Annotated in this window: 18 protein-coding genes and 1 tRNA gene; 12 read left to right on the top strand and 7 right to left on the bottom strand. The window is 59.1% G+C overall.

The genetic code is table 11. The features are described 5' to 3' along the window. Positions 1-359: 359 nt before the first annotated feature. From ACR0LX_RS05785 to ACR0LX_RS05800, 4 genes are all read left to right on the top strand, one after another. Positions 360-1,109, top strand: coding sequence for a 5-oxoprolinase subunit B family protein (locus ACR0LX_RS05785; protein WP_480782907.1), 750 nt, complete (start codon positions 360-362; stop codon positions 1,107-1,109). Beyond that, positions 1,106-2,104, top strand: a complete 999-nt coding sequence (locus ACR0LX_RS05790) for a 5-oxoprolinase subunit C family protein (protein WP_480782908.1) — start codon at positions 1,106-1,108, stop codon at positions 2,102-2,104. The genes ACR0LX_RS05785 and ACR0LX_RS05790 overlap by 4 nt, the downstream gene beginning before the upstream one ends. Positions 2,105-2,116: 12 nt before the next feature. Continuing rightward, complete coding sequence (locus ACR0LX_RS05795; protein WP_480782909.1) at positions 2,117-2,878, top strand: LamB/YcsF family protein; 762 nt, start codon at positions 2,117-2,119, stop codon at positions 2,876-2,878. 148 nt (positions 2,879-3,026) lie between these two features. Beyond that, positions 3,027-4,274, top strand: a complete 1,248-nt coding sequence (locus tag ACR0LX_RS05800) for a hypothetical protein (RefSeq protein WP_480782910.1) — start codon at positions 3,027-3,029, stop codon at positions 4,272-4,274. Between the two features lie 66 nt (positions 4,275-4,340). On the opposite strand, the gene ACR0LX_RS05805 is transcribed toward ACR0LX_RS05800, so the two are convergent. Together ACR0LX_RS05805 and ACR0LX_RS05810 are read right to left on the bottom strand one after the other, a co-directional pair. Continuing rightward, positions 4,341-5,717 (bottom strand): D-alanyl-D-alanine carboxypeptidase family protein, encoded by a 1,377-nt coding sequence (locus tag ACR0LX_RS05805; RefSeq protein WP_480575152.1) that lies wholly within the window; start codon positions 5,715-5,717, stop codon positions 4,341-4,343. 278 nt (positions 5,718-5,995) lie between these two features. Then, positions 5,996-6,697, bottom strand: a complete 702-nt coding sequence (locus ACR0LX_RS05810; protein ID WP_480782911.1) for an HAD family hydrolase — start codon at positions 6,695-6,697, stop codon at positions 5,996-5,998. A gap of 92 nt (positions 6,698-6,789) precedes the next feature. Here ACR0LX_RS05810 and clpS point away from each other — a divergent pair, with 92 nt between their 5' ends. The 4 genes from clpS to hemF are packed head-to-tail and all read left to right on the top strand — an operon-like array spanning position 6,790 to position 9,873. Continuing rightward, positions 6,790-7,131, top strand: coding sequence for an ATP-dependent Clp protease adapter ClpS (gene clpS, locus ACR0LX_RS05815; protein WP_480782912.1), 342 nt, complete (start codon positions 6,790-6,792; stop codon positions 7,129-7,131). A 48-nt stretch (positions 7,132-7,179) separates the two neighbouring features. Beyond that, complete coding sequence (locus ACR0LX_RS05820) at positions 7,180-8,145, top strand: class I SAM-dependent methyltransferase (protein ID WP_480782913.1); 966 nt, start codon at positions 7,180-7,182, stop codon at positions 8,143-8,145. Between the two features lie 37 nt (positions 8,146-8,182). Beyond that, complete coding sequence (locus tag ACR0LX_RS05825) at positions 8,183-8,983, top strand: SDR family NAD(P)-dependent oxidoreductase (RefSeq protein WP_480575118.1); 801 nt, start codon at positions 8,183-8,185, stop codon at positions 8,981-8,983. Positions 8,984-8,988: 5 nt separating this feature from the next. After that, positions 8,989-9,873, top strand: coding sequence for an oxygen-dependent coproporphyrinogen oxidase (gene hemF / locus ACR0LX_RS05830; RefSeq protein WP_480782914.1), 885 nt, complete (start codon positions 8,989-8,991; stop codon positions 9,871-9,873). A gap of 3 nt (positions 9,874-9,876) precedes the next feature. Here the strand turns inward: hemF and ACR0LX_RS05835 are convergent, their stop codons facing one another. Then, the gene (locus tag ACR0LX_RS05835; RefSeq protein WP_480782915.1) at positions 9,877-10,275 is read right to left on the bottom strand and encodes a hypothetical protein; all 399 of its coding nucleotides are present in this window, start codon (positions 10,273-10,275) and stop codon (positions 9,877-9,879) included. A gap of 207 nt (positions 10,276-10,482) precedes the next feature. Here ACR0LX_RS05835 and ACR0LX_RS05840 point away from each other — a divergent pair, with 207 nt between their 5' ends. After that, a complete protein-coding gene (locus tag ACR0LX_RS05840; protein ID WP_480782916.1) occupies positions 10,483-10,995 on the top strand; it encodes a toxin-activating lysine-acyltransferase in 513 nt (170 codons plus the stop codon). Further along, a complete protein-coding gene (locus ACR0LX_RS05845; protein ID WP_480782917.1) occupies positions 10,996-11,907 on the top strand; it encodes a Hint domain-containing protein in 912 nt (303 codons plus the stop codon). It begins immediately after the preceding gene. Here ACR0LX_RS05845 and modC read toward each other — a convergent pair. The 3 genes from modC to modA are packed head-to-tail and all read right to left on the bottom strand — an operon-like array spanning position 11,904 to position 14,456. After that, positions 11,904-12,998 (bottom strand): molybdenum ABC transporter ATP-binding protein, encoded by a 1,095-nt coding sequence (gene modC / locus ACR0LX_RS05850; RefSeq protein ID WP_480782918.1) that lies wholly within the window; start codon positions 12,996-12,998, stop codon positions 11,904-11,906. The two genes, ACR0LX_RS05845 and modC, sit on opposite strands and share 4 nt — an antisense overlap. After that, the gene (gene modB, locus ACR0LX_RS05855) at positions 12,995-13,687 is read right to left on the bottom strand and encodes a molybdate ABC transporter permease subunit (RefSeq protein WP_480782919.1); all 693 of its coding nucleotides are present in this window, start codon (positions 13,685-13,687) and stop codon (positions 12,995-12,997) included. The genes modC and modB overlap by 4 nt, the downstream gene beginning before the upstream one ends. Positions 13,688-13,691: 4 nt before the next feature. Next, the gene (gene modA / locus ACR0LX_RS05860; protein WP_480782920.1) at positions 13,692-14,456 is read right to left on the bottom strand and encodes a molybdate ABC transporter substrate-binding protein; all 765 of its coding nucleotides are present in this window, start codon (positions 14,454-14,456) and stop codon (positions 13,692-13,694) included. 190 nt (positions 14,457-14,646) lie between these two features. On the opposite strand from modA, the gene ACR0LX_RS05865 reads away from it, so the two are divergent. Both ACR0LX_RS05865 and ACR0LX_RS05870 read left to right on the top strand, forming a co-directional pair. Then, the gene (locus tag ACR0LX_RS05865) at positions 14,647-15,900 is read left to right on the top strand and encodes an aminotransferase class V-fold PLP-dependent enzyme (protein ID WP_480782921.1); all 1,254 of its coding nucleotides are present in this window, start codon (positions 14,647-14,649) and stop codon (positions 15,898-15,900) included. Positions 15,901-15,983: 83 nt separating this feature from the next. Then, positions 15,984-16,059 (top strand) — tRNA-Val (locus ACR0LX_RS05870). A gap of 104 nt (positions 16,060-16,163) precedes the next feature. On the opposite strand, the gene ACR0LX_RS05875 is transcribed toward ACR0LX_RS05870, so the two are convergent. Then, complete coding sequence (locus ACR0LX_RS05875) at positions 16,164-17,405, bottom strand: membrane dipeptidase (RefSeq protein WP_480782922.1); 1,242 nt, start codon at positions 17,403-17,405, stop codon at positions 16,164-16,166. Position 17,406: the final 1 nt, after the last annotated feature.

Below are 17,406 nucleotides of genomic sequence, written 5' to 3' on the forward strand. Positions count from 1 at the left end.
TAACCCAAACCACGCGCAAGTGGAAAAAACACAAAAATACAAAAAAACAAACAAATCAATAAAATCTAAATTAAATCATAACGTTAAGGGGCGCTAAATACAGTGGGAAGCCTCTAATCATAGCACCAACGAACGACCATTGCCTTCCGCCTAGCGGTCCCCGAAAGCCGGTACCACAATATATTGAGTTACCGTTGCGACTCGACACTAGAGGCGAAAGCATTGCGCCCCCAAAAATGAACCGATTCCGGCGACTCGCAACGCACCAAAGGGCAGATGTTTCTCCGCCACGCTTGCGTCCGGGGGTCAGATGGGCTCATCTCTGACCAACGCAGCCGATCGCCACAGGTCGAGGATGAATGACCCGGACAGAACAAACCCCTCAAATTCGCACGGTCGGTGTCGACGGTATTCTCATCTCGTTTGCAGACAGGATGGCCGAGGAGGCGAACAGGGCCGCGCTGGCCCTGCGCGACGAGATCGACAAACAGGCATGGGAAGGCGTTGCAGAGACATCCACATCGCTGGCGTCGACCTATATTCGGGTCGATATCGCACGTCTGCCCCTGGCTGAACTCTTTCCACGAGTGCGCGACCTGCTGGACGCGCGCGATTGGTACACGGCGCCGCTGCCAACCGGACGCAGACTATGGCGCGTGCCAACAGTATTCGGAACCGAGCTTGCGCCGCAATTGGATGAAGCAGCGGAAGCAGCGGGGCTGACGCGAGACGAGGCGGTCCGGCGGTTAAGTGACGCCCGCGTCCGCGTTCTGACAATTGGATTTGCACCGGGCCAACCTTACCTTGGCCCTCTCGGACCCGAGTTCGATATTCCCAGGCTTCAGGATTTGAACCCCCAGGTTCCAGCCGGCGCATTGGTGCTGGCAATATCGCAATTCGTGCTTTTCTCGAACCCAACTCCAACCGGCTGGCGTCACATCGGCCAGACCGCGTTCCGGTGTTTCCGGCCTGGGATGCCTGATAGTTTCGCCCTGAACCCGGGGGATGAGATGCAATTCGTTCCGATAACGCCGGATGAACTCACCCAGATCAGCGCCAACAACGCCAGTGGTGCCGGCGGCGCAACCTGTGAGGAGATCACTGCGTGAGCCTGCTTGTTCATCGCATAGGCCCGTCCTGCACGGTTCAGGATCAGGGGCGGACCGGGTATTTGGCGCAGGGTCTGTCACGCTCGGGCGCAGCCGACCACATCGCCTTGCACGAAGGCGCGGCGTTGCTGGGGCAATCCGCGGACTGCGCCGCCCTTGAAATGGCGGGGTTGGGTGGAGAATTCGAGGCCAAGCAGGATACACGCATTGCGCTGACCGGTGCGCCCATGCAGGCCAGCATCGACGGTGAGACCGTGCGCTGGAATGCGTCGCACCTGCTGTACAAGGGGCAGCGTCTGACGCTCGGATCCGTCTTGCGGGGCAACTATGGCTATCTGCATCTTGGTGGAGGGATTGAGACAGAGGCTTTCCTCGGGTCCCGATCCACACATCTGACAGCCAATGTCGGGCGCGCTGTTCAGGCCAGTGACACGCTGCCCGCCAACATCTCGACCGGTGAAACCGGGCTGACGCTGGGTATTGAGGATCGGTTCTCGGGCGGCACATTACGGATCGTGGCCAGCTTTCAAACCGAATTGTTCGATCAGGAGACGCTGAACCGATTCACGGCAACCGAGTTTCGACGCGGCCCGCGCGCCAACCGGATGGGGATGCAATTGGAAAGTGACGGAGACAGCTTTGCCGCAACAGGCCAGTTGAACATCCTGTCCGAAGTCATCACCGCTGGTGACATCCAGATGACCGGCACAGGGCGGCCGTTCATCCTGCTGCCCGAATGTCAGACGACCGGAGGGTATCCGCGCATTGCAACCGTCCTGCCCTGCGATCTTCCGCGCGCTGCCCAAACCCCCGCCAACGGCCCGGTTCGATTCGAATTTGTGTCGCTGGACGAGGCGACTGCATTGCAATCTGCCCACATGGCAGAGCTGGCGCGCCTGCGCAGCCGGGTCGAGCCACTGTTGCGCAACCCTCACGACATTCCTGACCTGCTGTCCTATCAGTTGATCAGCGGTATGGTCTCTGCCACGGATTAAGGAGTTTCACTTATGCCCCGCGTCGATTTGAATGCCGATATGGGCGAAAGCTTCGGCCCTTGGAAGATGGGCGATGACGAAAGCCTGCTCAGGATCATTACATCGGCCAACATAGCTTGCGGCTTTCACGCAGGCGATCCCGATGTGATGGCCAGGACAATGACACTGGCCGCCGAACATGATGTCGGCATCGGGGCACATCCGGGCTTTCCTGATCTGCAGGGATTTGGACGCCGCAACATGAAAGTTCCGCATGACAGCCTGCGCAACCTTGTGCGGTACCAATTGGGTGCGGCACAAGGGATGGCCCGGGCGGTGGGTACCCAGGTCCGGCACCTCAAGCTTCACGGAGCACTGGCCAATATGTGCTCGGTCGATGCGGGCATGGCGCGGGCCTGCTATGAAGGCGCGCTCGAGGTCGACCCGGACATCATCATCATGGTTCTGGCCGTGACGGAACAGGAACAGGCCGCGCGCGACCTGGGATGCAAATGGGTTGGCGAGATCTTTGCCGATCGCGCCTATAACGACGATGGCACGCTGGTCGACCGCAGCCTGCCCGGTGCGGTGATCCATGACCCCGACATTGCCGGGCCACGTATCGCGGATATGGTGCGCCAGGGCGCGATCATAACGGAAAGCGGCAAGCGCCTGGAAACCTCGATCGACACGATCTGCCTGCATGGCGACGGCCCGACCGCCGTTCAGATTGCGCGTTCGGTCAGGGAGGCTCTGATCACATCCGGCGTCGAAGTGTCAAAATTCACCCGATAGAAAGGCATCCGTAATCCCGATTGCCCAGATTCTGTGTGTTGCCTGGAAAGGTTTAGGGCCCTAGCATGCCCGCAAGTACATGTTCTGAATACCACAAATCCCCGCAGCCCGGCCCTGACACAACCAGTTTTCGCAAGGAGCTACGCATATGTCATTCGATCTGATGTCCTATCAACCAAGGGGCGACAAGAAGAATTCGGAGTTTTTCGCCGAATACCTGCCAATGATTTATGAACGGCGGATCCGGTCCGGCGTGGCGGATCAGGTCGGCCCCATGCGCGCCATTGTCATCCAGGTCGAACCTGCATCACTGATTGATACGCTGGTTGAGCTGTATGTCATGACGCCCTACCGGCATTCGGCCAGTTACCTGGGCAGCACGCACAAATATTCGGTCATGCATTCGCATCCCGATTATCCGGCGCTGATCCTGATGGCGCCACTTAGTGAAACGTTCGAGGATTTCATCCCACGTATAAACAGAATGTACCCTCTGGCGCGTGGCACCCCGCAAACGCGCTATGTCGGAGAGGTGTTTGGCGCTTCCGACTTGAAGGCCCTGAGCAAAACCCTGGAAGAGCAGAACATCCGCTTTGAATACCGTGGAGATACCGAGAACCCATTTTATACGCAGGACGGCTTTCTGTTCACCTCGCCCTCGGATTTCACCTGCAATCGCGTTGGCTATTCCACGCTGGATTTCAACGATCCCGACAGTCTGGGCTTGGGCGACCGGATCTTGCTGAGCGATGCCGAACAAGCGCGCCTTGACGCGGCTGCCGCATTTGGTTCGGACACCAAGATTGCGCCGCTGATGCTGGGGCTTGATCATCTGGCCACGCGCGTTCTGGCCGGTGAGCGAGAGGACGCGATCCTCGAATTCCTGACCATGGTGCCCTATTACTTCTGGGGGGCGTACAATATCTTTGACATGAATTCGTCGACCAATGTGAATCGCAACGCCAATGTGGACGACGACAAGAAATCGCCCGCCAAGGTGTTTACTGCCAACAACACACCATCCTTCGTGAATTCGTTCGAAAAGCTGCCCATGCCGACCGAGGATTTTGTTCGGAACTTCGGTCGCCGTCTGCATCACATGGCCGTCGAGATTCAGGACGGCGATCACGGCGCGGGTGAAAAGAACGTGGATTTCGTGGTCAACACGCTCAAAGACAAAGGTGTTCCCTTCCTGGCCCATGTGGTGGGGGAGTGCAAAGACGACCCAAACCTGAAGCAGATTTTCTCGAAACACTCGAAGAATACGCTGCTGATCACCGAGTATATTGAGCGGTGCCACAAATATGACGGGTTCTTCACCAAGGACAATGTCGCCGCCTTGACCGCCGCTGCCGGGCAGGACGAGCAATATGAACACGGGCATGTATTTGACTGAAGCTCGGGAACGAAAAAGGCTGCGAAGTTTCCTTCGCAGCCCAGGTTCAAGAGTGAGTGCCGGACCTTATGATGGCCCGATCATGAAACAGGTGACGTTTCGCGCCTGTAACCGGCGACAGGCCAGATCGGCCTGTTCCCGGGTCATGCCCTGAAACGTCGCATCAAATCCACGCGTGCTTTGGTTCACCTTGCGCAGCGTGCCTTCCAGCGTGGTCATTTCCGATAGCGCGGTTTTCAGCAGGACCTTCTCGGCCTCGTACCGGGTGGTATAGCGCCCCACATTGACGCCCCAAAGATGCCCACCGGACGTCGACAGACGTGTGACAACTTCGGGCTCCGGTTCGGGCTGTTTCGCAGGCGCGACCGAGGCCAGGACCAGATCTTCGTTGGTTTGGCCCGCGTCATCCGATGGCTTTACGTCGGCCGCCGCGATCGCAGCGGCGATTCCATCCTGAATGCGCGAACCGTTCTTGGCCGCGGTTTCAGCAACAGCGCCAGCGACTTGAATGGCGGCCCCCGGCCCCGGACGCAATACCGGACGCAGGCTGGATTTCGGTGCGCCTGTCAGTCGAGCGATCTTTGCGGCCCCCTCCAGACCGGCATTGCCCGCATAGGACGGGCGGGCAGGCTTTCGGATCGGCGCGCGCGAAGGCGCACGACGGAACCCCATGTCCAGCAACTCGGCGACCCGGGCATTGCGCGACGCACCCGATTTGCCGCCGAATACGGTTGCGATGATTCGCTCGTCCTTACGCTTGGCCGAGGCCACAAGGTTGAAACCCGCCGCGCGGGTATAACCGGTCTTGATGCCATCCGCGCCCCTGTAAGCCGCCAGCAATCTGCGGTTGGTATTGGGCACGGTCTTGATCCCGGCATCCGTCGATTTGCGCGAGAACAGGTTGTAATATTGTGGGAAGTCATACAGCAGATGCCGCCCCAGCGTGGTCATGTCGCGCGCGGTCGACAAATGCCCTGACTCGGTTAGACCATGGGCGTTTTTGAAAGTGGTTCGGCTCATCCCCATCGCCTTGGCCGTGCGGGTCATGCGCCGAGCAAAGGCAGCCTCGGACCCGCTGAGCGTGATCCCGATTGCTGTCGCTGCGTCATTGGCCGATTTCACGGCTGCTGCCCGGATCAGATAGCGGAACGCAATCGTCTGCCCAGACCGCAACCCCAGTTTCGAGGGAGGCTCGGACGCCGCCTTTTTTGTGATGCGAACGGGCGTGTCCAACGTGATCTCGCCATTCCGCACCGCTTCGAACGCGATGTAGAGCGTCATCATTTTTGTCAGCGAGGCCGGGTGCAGCCGCGTATCCGCGTTTCGCGAATGCAGGACCTCGCCGGTGCGCGCGTCGATTACCATGGCCGCATAGGGCGCGGCCTGTACCTGCATCGGCGCAAACGAAAGCGCCCACATCAATACCATGAGAAGGAAGCCCATCCGGGCCGGAACTGTCCGCCGAACCTGCACGATCTTTGCCTCTGTCTGCCTCGGGCCGCCGGGTTTTCCCAGTCAGCATTACTTATTTTATTACAGGTCAGGCTATCACAGACTCGCCGTCAGATAAACCGAAAGCTAACAGATTCACCAAATCTAGGCGGTTCTGAAAATACCCAGATGTTGTAGCTGCGCACCGGCAACATACCAAACCCGCGATAGTGAAGGGATCTGGGCCGCATTGTCCGGGAATAATTCGCAAGTGGGTCTTAATGGCAACATTATGCCAGCGCCTGAACCAACCCAGCCAGCTCTCCAAGATCGGCCAACGCGCGATAGCGTGGGTTGTCGTCCGGTGCATCAGCCTGCTCGATCTCCCAGACAAGGCCATGCGGCACGTAAACGCCCCAACAGCCGGCCCGAATCGGTGCCACCACATCCGACCGCATCGAATTGCCGACCATCATCGCAGAATGGGGTCCGTCACCGTGCCGGGCAAAGACCGACCGGTAAATGTCAGGCGTCTTTTCCGAGACGATCTCGACCGCATCAAACAGATCGCCCAGCCCCGATTGCGCCAGTTTCCGTTCCTGATCAATCAGATCACCCTTGGTGACCAGAACGACTCGATGTGTCGCGGCAACGGCTTCGATGGCTTCGCGGGCGTGCGGCAACAACTCGATCGGATGGGCCAGCATCTCTTGCCCGACCTCGATCAGTTGGCGGATGACTGACGCGGGCACCCGGTCATCGGTCACCTCGATGGCCGTTTCGATCATCGACAATGTGAAACCTTTGATGCCATAGCCATAGTGTTGAATATTGCGCTTTTCCGCAGCCAGCAGGCGATCCATCAGATGATCTTTTCCAGCATGATCCGACAGTAACTCGGCAAAGTGATCCTGGGTCAGCTGAAAGAACCGCTCGTTGTGCCAAAGCGTGTCATCGGCATCAAAGCCGATTGTGGTCAACTGACTGTCCATTCCGAATCCGCCCGGTAACTCTTTTCTCTGACGGTTCTGACGTTATATAAGCGCAGAAACAAACCGAAGCTTTAATCGGATTCTCACAAGACATGCTCGAAACGCTGTGGATGATGTCTGACAAACCAGACGAGGACGACGATACGTCAGTCCTGGTACAAACGCGTCCAAAGACCAAGCGCCCACCCTTGTACAAGGTGCTGCTGCTGAACGATGACTATACGCCGATGGAGTTTGTTGTTCACGTGCTCGAGAGGTTCTTTGGCATGACCCATGCGCAGGCGTTCGAGATCATGCTGACCGTCCACAAGAAAGGCGTCGCCGTTGTGGGCGTTTTCAGCCACGAGATTGCCGAAACCAAAGTCGGGCAAGTCATGGACTTTGCGCGCCGCCACCAGCACCCCCTGCAATGCACAATGGAACGCGAAGAGTAAGGCGAAGTCAGGCCCTGCCCCTTCCCGTTGCGTTCGCACAACCCGCCCATGTCCCTTCGCCTCAGCCTTGCCCTTGAGAATGGCCTGACCCTGACCTCGCCCGTTTCGGTGATCGGCGCAACGCCGACGCACGATTTGGCCGAGGTGCCGACCGGGTCTCAGGTCGTGCAGCCGTTCAAACCGTTTCACGATCATTTCGCGGCATTGGGTTTCAACACCGTCGCGCAAGCGGATACGGCCTGTCAGGACGTCGTTGTGTTTCTTCCGCGCGCCAAGGCACTGGCGCGGGCTTTGATACACCTGGCCTGTCAGCGCGCCAGCGGAACCGTCGTGGTCGATGGCGCAAAGACCGACGGCGTGGACGGCTTGATGAAGGATATCCGTAAACGGGTCCCAATCGACGGTCCGCTGTCCAAAGCTCATGGCAAGATCTTCTGGTTTCAGACGGACGCGCAAGCCTTTGCGGATTGGGCCGCGCCGGGTGCGCAGACCGTTGAAGGCTTTCGCACAGCTCCGGGCGTGTTTTCCGCCGATGGGATCGATCCGGCCTCGGGATTGTTGCGACAATCACTGCCGCAGAAACTGGGTCCTCGGGTTGCCGATCTGGGTGCGGGCTGGGGCTATCTGTCCGCTGGGCTGCTTGCGGACGACACCGTGACCGAGTTGCATCTGGTCGAGGCCGATCACACCGCCCTGACCTGTGCGCGCGCCAATGTTCAAGACCCGCGCGCGCGGTTTCACTGGGCCGACGCGGTCAGCTGGCGCGCGCCGGAACCGGTGGATTCGGTGGTCATGAACCCGCCATTTCATACCTCTCGCGCCGCCGATCCGAGTCTGGGGCAAGGCTTTATCCAATCTGCCGCCCGCAATCTGAAACGGTCCGGTTCGTTGTGGATGGTCGCCAATCGCCATCTGCCCTATGAGGCAACGCTGAGCGACATGTTCACCCGCGTCGAGGAAATCACCGGCGACAATCGGTTCAAGGTGTTCCACGCCTCTCGCCCCCGCCGGTGATCCCGGCTAACCTGCACCGCAACTCAGGAGGAAACTCATGTCCTTTTCCATAGCGGGCAAAACCGCAATCGTCACAGGCGGCGCCAACGGCATCGGTCTGGCCATCGGTCGCCACTTTGCGGATGCCGGTGCGAATGTCATGTTTGCCGACATGGACGAAAAACGCCTGGCCGAGGAACTGGGCGATGACCTCGATGACAGCAACATCCGGTTTTTTGCCGGCGACCTACGCGAACGGCTGACCCTTGCCAATCTGCTGTCGGCAACGCTGGACGCATTTGATCAGGTCGATATTCTGGTTAACGGCGCGCGTCAGGTCATCCCGTCCGATCCAATGGATATGGAGGACGATTCGGTCCGCACCCTGCTTAACCAAAACCTTATGCCTGCCCTGCGTTTGAGTCAGCTAATCTCAAAGCGCATGATCAAACAGGCGGATGGCGACAGCGAAAACCCGGCCGGTTCGATTATCAACCTGTCCTCGATTGCGGCACGGCGCACGCATCCGGACCTGATGGCCTATTCCGTTTCCACAGCCGCGCTGGATCAGATGACACGGTCGCTGGCGGTGGCGTTGGCCCCGAACCGCATTCGCGTCAACTCGATCGCGCTGGGGTCGGTGATGAGTGCCTCGCTGCAATCGACCCTCAAGGAAAACCGCGATTTTCGGGATGATATCGAGAAACATACGCCTTTGGCCCGCATCGCCGCGCCAAATGAGTTGGTAGAGACCGCGCAATTCCTGGCCTCGGATGCCGCAGGTTTCATGACCGGACAAATCCTGACCATCGACGGAGGCCGCACCCTGCTGGACCCCGTTGCCGCTCCAGCCCATTGAGTACCATGTTCGACACTGAAAAATCCACTGCCTCGGCTTGGTTCCGCCAGCTGCGCGACGATATCGTTTCCGCGTTCGAGCACCTTGAAGACAGCCACGACACCGGCCCATTTTCGGACGCCGCGCCGGGCCGGTTCGAGGTCAAACAGACCAAGCGGCACTCTGATGACGGCTCGGATGCCGGTGGTGGCCTGATGTCGGTCATGCGCGGCGGGCGGGTATTCGAGAAGGTCGGCGTCAATGTCTCGACCGTTTACGGCACGCTTGGCGAACGGGCGCAGCAGGCAATGGCCGCGCGCAAAGGTATCCCCGGCATGGCGGATGATCCGCAATTCTGGGCCTCTGGCATCAGTCTGGTAGCGCATATGCAGAACCCGCACGCGCCAGCGGTTCACATGAACACGCGTATGTTCTGGACCCCGCATGCCTGGTGGTTCGGTGGTGGTTCGGACCTCAACCCCTGCATCGAATACGACGATGACACCGCCCATTTCCATGCCACGCAAAAGTCCCATCTGGACCCGCACGGACCGTCTCATTATCCCCGCCTGAAAGACTGGGCGGATGAGTATTTCTATATCCCTCACCGCAAGCGCGCGCGCGGCGTAGGTGGGATATTCATGGACGATTACTGCACCGGCGACTGGCAGGCTGATTTCAGTCTGACGCAGGATATTGGTCGCGCTTTCCTGCCCGCGTTTCTGCCGCTTGTCGAAAAGCGGCGGGGCCAGAGCTTTTCCGAAGCCGACAAGGACGCGCAACTGGTGCATCGCGGGCTTTATGCCGAATACAACCTCGTCTACGACCGGGGCACGAAATTCGGACTGGAAACCGGCCACGACCCAGACGCCGTTCTGATGAGCCTGCCCCCGCTTGCCAAATGGGTCTGACGCCTAGAACCCCATGTCTATGAAATTGTCATAGCAGTAGTTTTGCGCAGAAGCGGCCGACAGGTTCTCACCGACCTTGTTGACCGTCAGGGAATATCCCGGGTTGGTGTCCGCACCTGGTGGCGGCGTGAACGAAAAATTGACCGTGCGGACGCCTTTTTCATAGGCTTTCGACACGTAGATCCGCTGCGAGTTCGAAACGCGCAGCGTGCGGATCGCATAGTCCCCGATCCCGCACCAATAGGTCACGGCGGCAGAGGACCCCCCGACAGGTTTAACCTGATAAGTCCCATCCTGCAGCGGCGTGATCTGGGTTCTGAATTGCGGTCGCAGTTTATAGCCAAAACCAACGCCCTGAGCCAAGGCCGACGTTGCCCCAAAGGCAACCAAAGTCAAAATCATGCCAAATCGCATCGCCGCGCATCCCGTTGCTAATAATCGGATTTAAGTGCTTTCGCCAATTAACCCGTCAAACCTACGACATTCCGCCCGCTTGGGAAACACCCGCCTTGATAAGTAAGCCGCAGGACGAAGCGCCTTAGAACAAAAACCTTTATTTGAATATGATACCGGGTATTATTTTGAGAGCTTCACCAAATCAGGTGCCATTTGAAAAAGCCGTTTCCAAAAGACTGGTTCGATCTGACGCCTGAAAAATATGCGGATTTTGGCGCTTTGTTTTATCTGGCGTCGCTGACCAAAACACATCGCAACCGCACTCTGGGTCAGGTGCTTTATGCCTTTGAAACACCGCTGCGGCTGGGCCAGTATCATATTTTTCGGCAGAACGGATTTCCCCGCGGCTTTGTGACTTTTGCAGGTCTCAGCCCCGAGGCTGAACACCGGTACGCCGTGCAGGAAAAACCCTTGAAAGAGGTCGACTTCACCAGCGGGTCTTCGTTCTGGATCGTTGATCTGGTGGCACCGTTTGGTCAGACCAACCAGATTGTCGACATCCTGAAAACCGAAATTCCCCATCCAAGGGTGCGCACCAACAGGATGGACAGTGACTTGACGCGCAACCGCATTGTCGAGTGGACTCGGGATAGCGAGGGCGAAGTGCATATGCGGCTCTATCGGAAAAAGGAATTCGCCCAGGCTTTGAAAGAAGGGAACGCTTAGATGGTTTCGATCACCGGCGACACCACAGGTTCGGTCACAGGGGACCCGCCGAATGAGGCCACGGGCGATTTGGATGCCACCAGCTTTGCGCCTATCCTAGATGAGTTTTGGCAGATTTCATCGCAACCAACCTTTGGCACCGCCTCGATTGACCCTGATACGGGTGAGTGGACCTACACCGTGGACCCTGCGGTGTTTGACAATCTGGACGATGGCGAGATTCTGATCGACACATTCGAGGTTCAGGTCACCGCAACTATCAGCACCATCTTCGGGCCAATACCGGTTACGTCGGACCCTGAACCCATCACCATTACCATCGAAGGTGTCTGTTTCACCGCCGGGACGTGGATCGAGACCGCAGGCGGGCCGCGGTTGATCGAAACGCTGGCCGCCGGGGACAGCGTCCAGACCCTGGATCGCGGGCCACAACCGATCCGCTGGATCGAAAGCAGCTGGCTCAGCACAGTGCAGTTGCGACAAAACCCGGCGATGCGACCCGTCCGTATATCCGCAGGTAGTCTTGGAGATGGCAGACCCCGGCGCGATCTGCTGGTGTCGCAGCAACACCGCATTCTGATCAACGGACCAAAGGTCGAAATCCTGTTCGGTGCGCCCGAAGTTCTGGTTGCTGCCAAACATCTTTGTTCCTGGCCGGGGATCGGGATCGACAAGTCGGACACCCCGGTCGAATACCTGCATATCCTGCTGGACCGTCATGAGATTCTGACCGCCGAGGGGGCCTTGGCCGAAAGCCTGTTTCTGGGGGACGAAGCGCTGCATTCCCTGTCCTCGGATGCGTTGCAGGAATTGGCGGCGATCTTCCCGGACCGGCCGACCCCCGAAAACCCAGGTTTCGGGCGTGCGGCCCGGCTGATCCTGCGCGAGCATGAGGCGCTGGCCCTGGCCTAGCCTGATACCTTGCCGCCGACATCCTCGGGCGCCAGCGCAACGGTTTTGATGACGGCGTAACATTGGCGACCCTGTTGCAGATTCAGGGCCGCAACCGACCGACGGGTGACACGCGCCAGCACGACCCCGGCTCGGGTTTTCACCGACACGATTGCTCCGGGCCCGTCGCCTGCGCGGATCGCCTCGACTTGTCCTTCAAGCACGTTCAACGCCGACAACCCTTCGGGCTTCACACTGGACAGTATGACCTCTTGCGCAGGAATGCGGATGCGCAGGTCCTGACCAATGCGGTGCGGCACATGAGGCAGAAACAGCCGCGCACCGCCAGCATCCAACTCTGACAGGCCATCGTCGTGGTGCTGCGCGACCTTGACCCGCAGCACTGCGCCAACCGCGCGCACGCCCGCAGGCGCAACGGACGGATCCGCCAGAACCTCGGACGCGGGGCCGTGTCGAACAACCTTGCCATCCTGCAAAGCCACCACCGAGGTCGCCAGCCGCGCAACTTCGGCTGCCGAATGCGTAACGTACAGAATCGGGACCGAGACCTCGTCTCTCAGACGCTCGAAATAGGGCAATATCTCGGCCTTTCGCGCCTCATCCAAGGCGGCAAGCGGTTCGTCCGCCAAAATCAGGCGCGGGGCCGCCAGCAGGGCGCGACCGATGGCGACACGCTGCTTTTCTCCGCCCGACAACATCGCGGGCCGACGGGTCAGCAGGTGCCCGATCCCCAGCATCTCGATCACGCGATCCGGGTTTTCACGGCGCGCTCCGCGCGGTGCAAACCATCTTCCATAGGCCAGATTCTGGCGCACGTTCAGATGCGGGAACAGACGGCCTTCTTGAAAGATATAGCCCAGACGCCTGCGGTGCGGCGGCAGCCATACACCGGTTGCGGTGTCGAACAGAACCCAGTCATCGACGGCCACGCGTCCCGCAGTTGGACGCAGCAATCCGGCCACGGCGTTGACAATTGTTGTCTTGCCCGAGCCCGACCGACCAAACAGAACCGTCACGCCCGGTGGTGCGTCGAAATCCAGATCCAGCGCCAGACCAGGCAATTGGTGTCGCACACGGACCGACAGGCTCATGACCCGGCCACCCTTTGCGCCACGCGACGGGCGACGAACTCTGACAGCAGCAAGGCCGACATGGCAATCACGATTGAGATGATGACAAGGCGGGTCGCCGCAGCCTCACCCCCCGGTACCTGAAGAAAGGCATAGACCGCCGATGGCAGGGTTTGCGTCTGCCCTGGGATGTTCGACACAAAAGTGATCGTGGCCCCGAACTCTCCCATCGCCTTGGCGAAGGCCAGAATGGCCCCGGCAATGACACCAGGCAGGATCATCGGCAGCGTTACGGTCGCAAAGACCAAAAGGCGCGAGGCCCCAAGCGTGGCGCCCGCCTGTTCCAGTTTTGGATCAACCGCTTCGATCGACAGGCGGATGGCGCGAACCATCAACGGAAAGGCCATGATGCCTGCCGCCAGCGCGGCGCCCGTCCAGCGAAAGGCCACTACGATTCCAACCTCGGACAACAGACGGCCCAAAGGCCCCTGCACACCGAAGGTCAACAGAAGCAGATAGCCCGTTACGACGGGGGGCAGGATCAGGGGCAGATGCACCAACCCGTTCAAAACCTGCCGCCCCGGAAAGCGCCAGCGGGCCAGCGCATAGGCGACGAATATCCCCAAAGGCAAAGTGGCAAGGGTCGCCCAGAACGACACGCGCAGCGACAGGCGCAGCGCTTCCAGCTCTGCCGGTCCCAGCCAACCCATACCGCTACCGACCCGGCAGGGAGAAGCCCTGCCTCAAGAACTCTGCCCGGGCGGCATCGGATTGCAGATAGGTCAGGAACCCCTGCGCCTCGGGACCCGCCGCCTGTGTCAGGGCCGCTGGATAAATGATCGGAGCGTGCGTATTCGGCGGGAAAACCCCCACGACACTGACGCGCTGTTCCGCATGCGCATCTGATCGGTAGACAATCCCCAACGGGGCTGCGCCAGTTGCGACCAGAGCCAGAGCAGCGCGAACGTTGTCGGCCTGCGCGATCTGTCCCTGTACACTGTTCCAGAGGCCCAGCGACTGTAGCGCTGACCTGCCATAAAGCCCGGCCGGCACCGCATCCACAAGCGCCATCGCCAGATACCCGCCCTGTAATCGGGCAGCGAGGTCAAAACCAGACCCGATATCCGCGTGTTCCTTGTCCTCTGATCCGATCAGCACCAACTGATTTCCAATCAGATCAACGCGCGAACCCTCCTTCAGGACGCCGTCACGCTGCAGCAGATCCATCCAGTCCTCGTTTGCCGAGATGAACAGATCCGCAGGCGCACCCTGTTGAATTTGCCGGGCCAGGATCGACGAGGCGGCATAAGAGACCGTAACCGGCTGTCCGCCCCGTTCCTCATACTGCTCGGCAATCGAATCCAGCGCCGTTTTCAGGCTTGAGGCGGCAAACACCAAAACCCCATCCGCGCTGACACGCGTCGCCGACATGGCGCAGATCGCCAGCACAGCGATCAGGCAGCGAAACACGCTGGTCATGTTGTGCCTCCGGCTCAAAGGGTTGCGGTTCCTTTGGGCATATCGGAGGCGGCATGGGACAGGCAAGGCCCCAATGTCGGCCCCTCACCCACATTGCCCCGGTTGAAATTGCCCGGGATTTGTCGCGAACGGGATTGATCAGGCATCGAATTCAGGCTGATCTGCAAGGGCTGACGTCAGGAAGGTTCACATGCTCCAACAGTCCCCCGATCTTATCAAGGCTATCCGCGCCCGGTTCGCTCATGTCGAGGAATGCCCGTTTCAGGGCCCCCGTATCTTCTTTGAAAACGCAGGTGGGGCATTGACGCTGAATTCGGTGATCGAAACCTCGGCCAAGTTCGCCGCTATCCCGGACAATCAGGGGCGCGACAACGTGGCCAGCCATGCCTTGGTCGACATCATCAACACAGCCAAAGCAGATTTGTCCGAGTTCATGAACGTACGGGGTGGGCAGTTCTTTGTCGGCGAAAGCGGCACCGAGCTTTTGTTCCGCATGATCCGTACCGCCTGCATCAACGCCGCCAAGGGCGGTAAGGTGATTGGCAGCTCCATCGAACACCCCGCCAGCCGCAGCGCCGCGCGCCGCTGGGCTGAAATCGCCGGGTTGGATTATGTCAACGTCCCGCACGACAACGCGACGGGGCTGGTGACCGCGGACGACTATCGCGCGCTGATGACCCCGGATGTTGCCGTGGCAACGATTCTGCATGCCTCGCCCGTGACCGGTATGGGCATGGATGTGGCAGCGATCGCTCAGGCGATACGCGACGTCGCACCTGCCTGTTTCATCATCGTCGACGGCATCCAGCATGCTGCCCATGGCCAGATGGATCTGGATAGCTATGGGGTCGATGGCTATGCGATTTCTCCCTACAAAGTGTTCTCGCGCCACGGGTTCGGGGTGGCGTGGATCTCGGACCGGATGACCGATTTACCGCATGATCAGCTAATCGACGCTCCGGCCAATGGGTGGGAGTTCGGCACCCGCGACACCGGCGCTTATGCAACGATGTCCGATGTGGTGGGGTATTTCGACTGGCTGGGATCGCAGCTGACCGATGCCAGCAACCGGCGCACACGACTCGAGACAGCCGGACATGCCATCCACGCGTATGAAACGCATCTGACCCGCGCGATGATCGATGGCACCGGCAATTTGCCCGGCCTGCGCGATATGGACCACATCACGATTCTGGCCGGAGCCGACAATCCCGCGCGCGAGGGGTTGGTCTCAATTGTGGTGCGCGACACGCCCTCGGCCGATGTGGTGACCAAGCTGAACGCACAAGGCATCAGAACCCACACCCGCAAGGCCGATCACTATAGCGGCAATGTGCTGGATCCTCTGGGTCTGAGCGATTGCATCCGTATCTCACTGTGCCACTACAATACTGAACACGAAGTGGCGCAACTGCTGGCCGCCCTCAAGGATATGCGCCCCTGAACGTGATGAACGGCGAAACCACGAAAGAATTTCGCCGGTACCCTCTTGCAACCGCCCGCAGGCTTGGCTAAATCCCCCCTCACGGGTGATTAGCTCAGTTGGTAGAGCGCTTCGTTTACACCGAAGATGTCGGGAGTTCGAGTCTCTCATCACCCACCATCCTTTCCCCAAAAACCTAGTGATAGCTTTCGGCCCTGTTTCGTTGGGGAACGCGCGCGTGGGCGGCTGAGGCCAAGTAGGCGGTCGCGGCAAGTTCCAAACATTCAGCGCGAATAGAACCCATCGCGAAGCTCTTGCCTTAGGCGCAAACGCTCGGGGTATTCTCTTAGAAATTGTTCGGGTGGTTTGCCTTCCCAGACTTGGGCGTAAACGCGCATCTTGTTGCCGCCATAGATCTTTTCAAGGTCTTCGTTCGAATAACCGCGCGCCCAAAGATCATCGGTAATCGCTGCAAGGATTTTGGCAAGTTCGCCATTGCCGGTGGCGCCTTTGTTGAACGCGTCGATCATGTAGCCGCCATCGTCGTACATACTCGCGTTATCGGTCGCCCACTGCACGACGAGTTCAAGTGAGAACATGTCATCCGTTGCGATCCCGACATGGTCGACACCCACCAGTTGTACATAATAGTCGATCATGTCGGCGGCCTGCTCGGGCGAGATATCTTCGGGCCAAACGCCGTCCATCATCCATTCGGTGAAAGTCGGAGAAATGTATCCGCCCGACTTGGCCGCACGCAGCGCCTCGTCGTCAGGAATGGCACGATAACAGCCTTTCGGCGTGGCATTGGGCCCGTTCGCGTAAAGACCAGCGGGGACAGAATGCGTATAGACATAGGGCACGCCGGGATAGTTTTCGTCCATGTAGTCCATCGCGTCATTGGCCGTTTTGGAACCCGTGTGACTCAGGTCCAGCAGGATACCGAAACGCACCATCTCATCGATGACCGACTTTCCCCAAGGTGTCAGACCGATGTCGCGTCCATTATAGGCCGCGAGTTGGCCTGAACCGGTGCGGAAAATGTCATTGTAGGCCAGGATCATGCTCTTGATCCCCATATCTTTGAGCACTGACATCTTCTTAAGGTCGCCATCCAGAATCGTCGCCGTTTGGCTGTTCCAAATGACCGCCGTTTTGCCTTGCAAATGAGCGGCCTCGATATCGCGGGTTTCGTTCACGATCAGGTAGTTCTCCGGCTGCTGCGCCATAGCAGACCGAAAGTGATAATGCTGATCAAGAAAGGTCTCAAAAGACATATCCGCTGCGGCCAGCGTCATCTCATGCCCCGTGATACCGTTGTCCCGGGCGCGCGCGAAGTAAGTGTGCAACTGTTCATCTTCAGTCCAACCGGTGCCGTAGGGACTGGCCAACATGCCAAGGACAATTGTGTCCTTCACAAATTGCTTCGCCTCATCTGTCGCATCCCATGATTTGCTTTCCTCGCTCGCGTGCAGCGCGGCACCGAATACGATTGCGATGGCGCTTGCTGCCAATAGCGTTTTCATC

The organism is Ruegeria sp. CH11, assembly GCF_056537105.1.

Excerpts from the sequence above, each read along its gene's own strand:
- ACR0LX_RS05785 (WP_480782907.1), top strand. The coding sequence starts at position 360 with ATGACCCGGACAGAACAAACCCCTCAAATTCGCACGGTCGGTGTCGAC.
- ACR0LX_RS05795 (WP_480782909.1), top strand. The coding sequence starts at position 2,117 with ATGCCCCGCGTCGATTTGAATGCCGATATGGGCGAAAGCTTCGGCCCT.
- ACR0LX_RS05800 (WP_480782910.1), top strand. The coding sequence starts at position 3,027 with ATGTCATTCGATCTGATGTCCTATCAACCAAGGGGCGACAAGAAGAAT.
- ACR0LX_RS05805 (WP_480575152.1), bottom strand. The coding sequence starts at position 5,717 with ATGGGCTTCCTTCTCATGGTATTGATGTGGGCGCTTTCGTTTGCGCCG.
- ACR0LX_RS05810 (WP_480782911.1), bottom strand. The coding sequence starts at position 6,697 with ATGGACAGTCAGTTGACCACAATCGGCTTTGATGCCGATGACACGCTT.
- clpS (WP_480782912.1), top strand. The coding sequence starts at position 6,790 with ATGCTCGAAACGCTGTGGATGATGTCTGACAAACCAGACGAGGACGAC.
- ACR0LX_RS05820 (WP_480782913.1), top strand. The coding sequence starts at position 7,180 with ATGTCCCTTCGCCTCAGCCTTGCCCTTGAGAATGGCCTGACCCTGACC.
- ACR0LX_RS05825 (WP_480575118.1), top strand. The coding sequence starts at position 8,183 with ATGTCCTTTTCCATAGCGGGCAAAACCGCAATCGTCACAGGCGGCGCC.
- hemF (WP_480782914.1), top strand. The coding sequence starts at position 8,989 with ATGTTCGACACTGAAAAATCCACTGCCTCGGCTTGGTTCCGCCAGCTG.
- ACR0LX_RS05835 (WP_480782915.1), bottom strand. The coding sequence starts at position 10,275 with ATGATTTTGACTTTGGTTGCCTTTGGGGCAACGTCGGCCTTGGCTCAG.
- ACR0LX_RS05845 (WP_480782917.1), top strand. The coding sequence starts at position 10,996 with ATGGTTTCGATCACCGGCGACACCACAGGTTCGGTCACAGGGGACCCG.
- modC (WP_480782918.1), bottom strand. The coding sequence starts at position 12,998 with ATGAGCCTGTCGGTCCGTGTGCGACACCAATTGCCTGGTCTGGCGCTG.
- modB (WP_480782919.1), bottom strand. The coding sequence starts at position 13,687 with ATGGGTTGGCTGGGACCGGCAGAGCTGGAAGCGCTGCGCCTGTCGCTG.
- modA (WP_480782920.1), bottom strand. The coding sequence starts at position 14,456 with ATGACCAGCGTGTTTCGCTGCCTGATCGCTGTGCTGGCGATCTGCGCC.
- ACR0LX_RS05865 (WP_480782921.1), top strand. The coding sequence starts at position 14,647 with ATGCTCCAACAGTCCCCCGATCTTATCAAGGCTATCCGCGCCCGGTTC.
- ACR0LX_RS05875 (WP_480782922.1), bottom strand. The coding sequence starts at position 17,405 with ATGAAAACGCTATTGGCAGCAAGCGCCATCGCAATCGTATTCGGTGCC.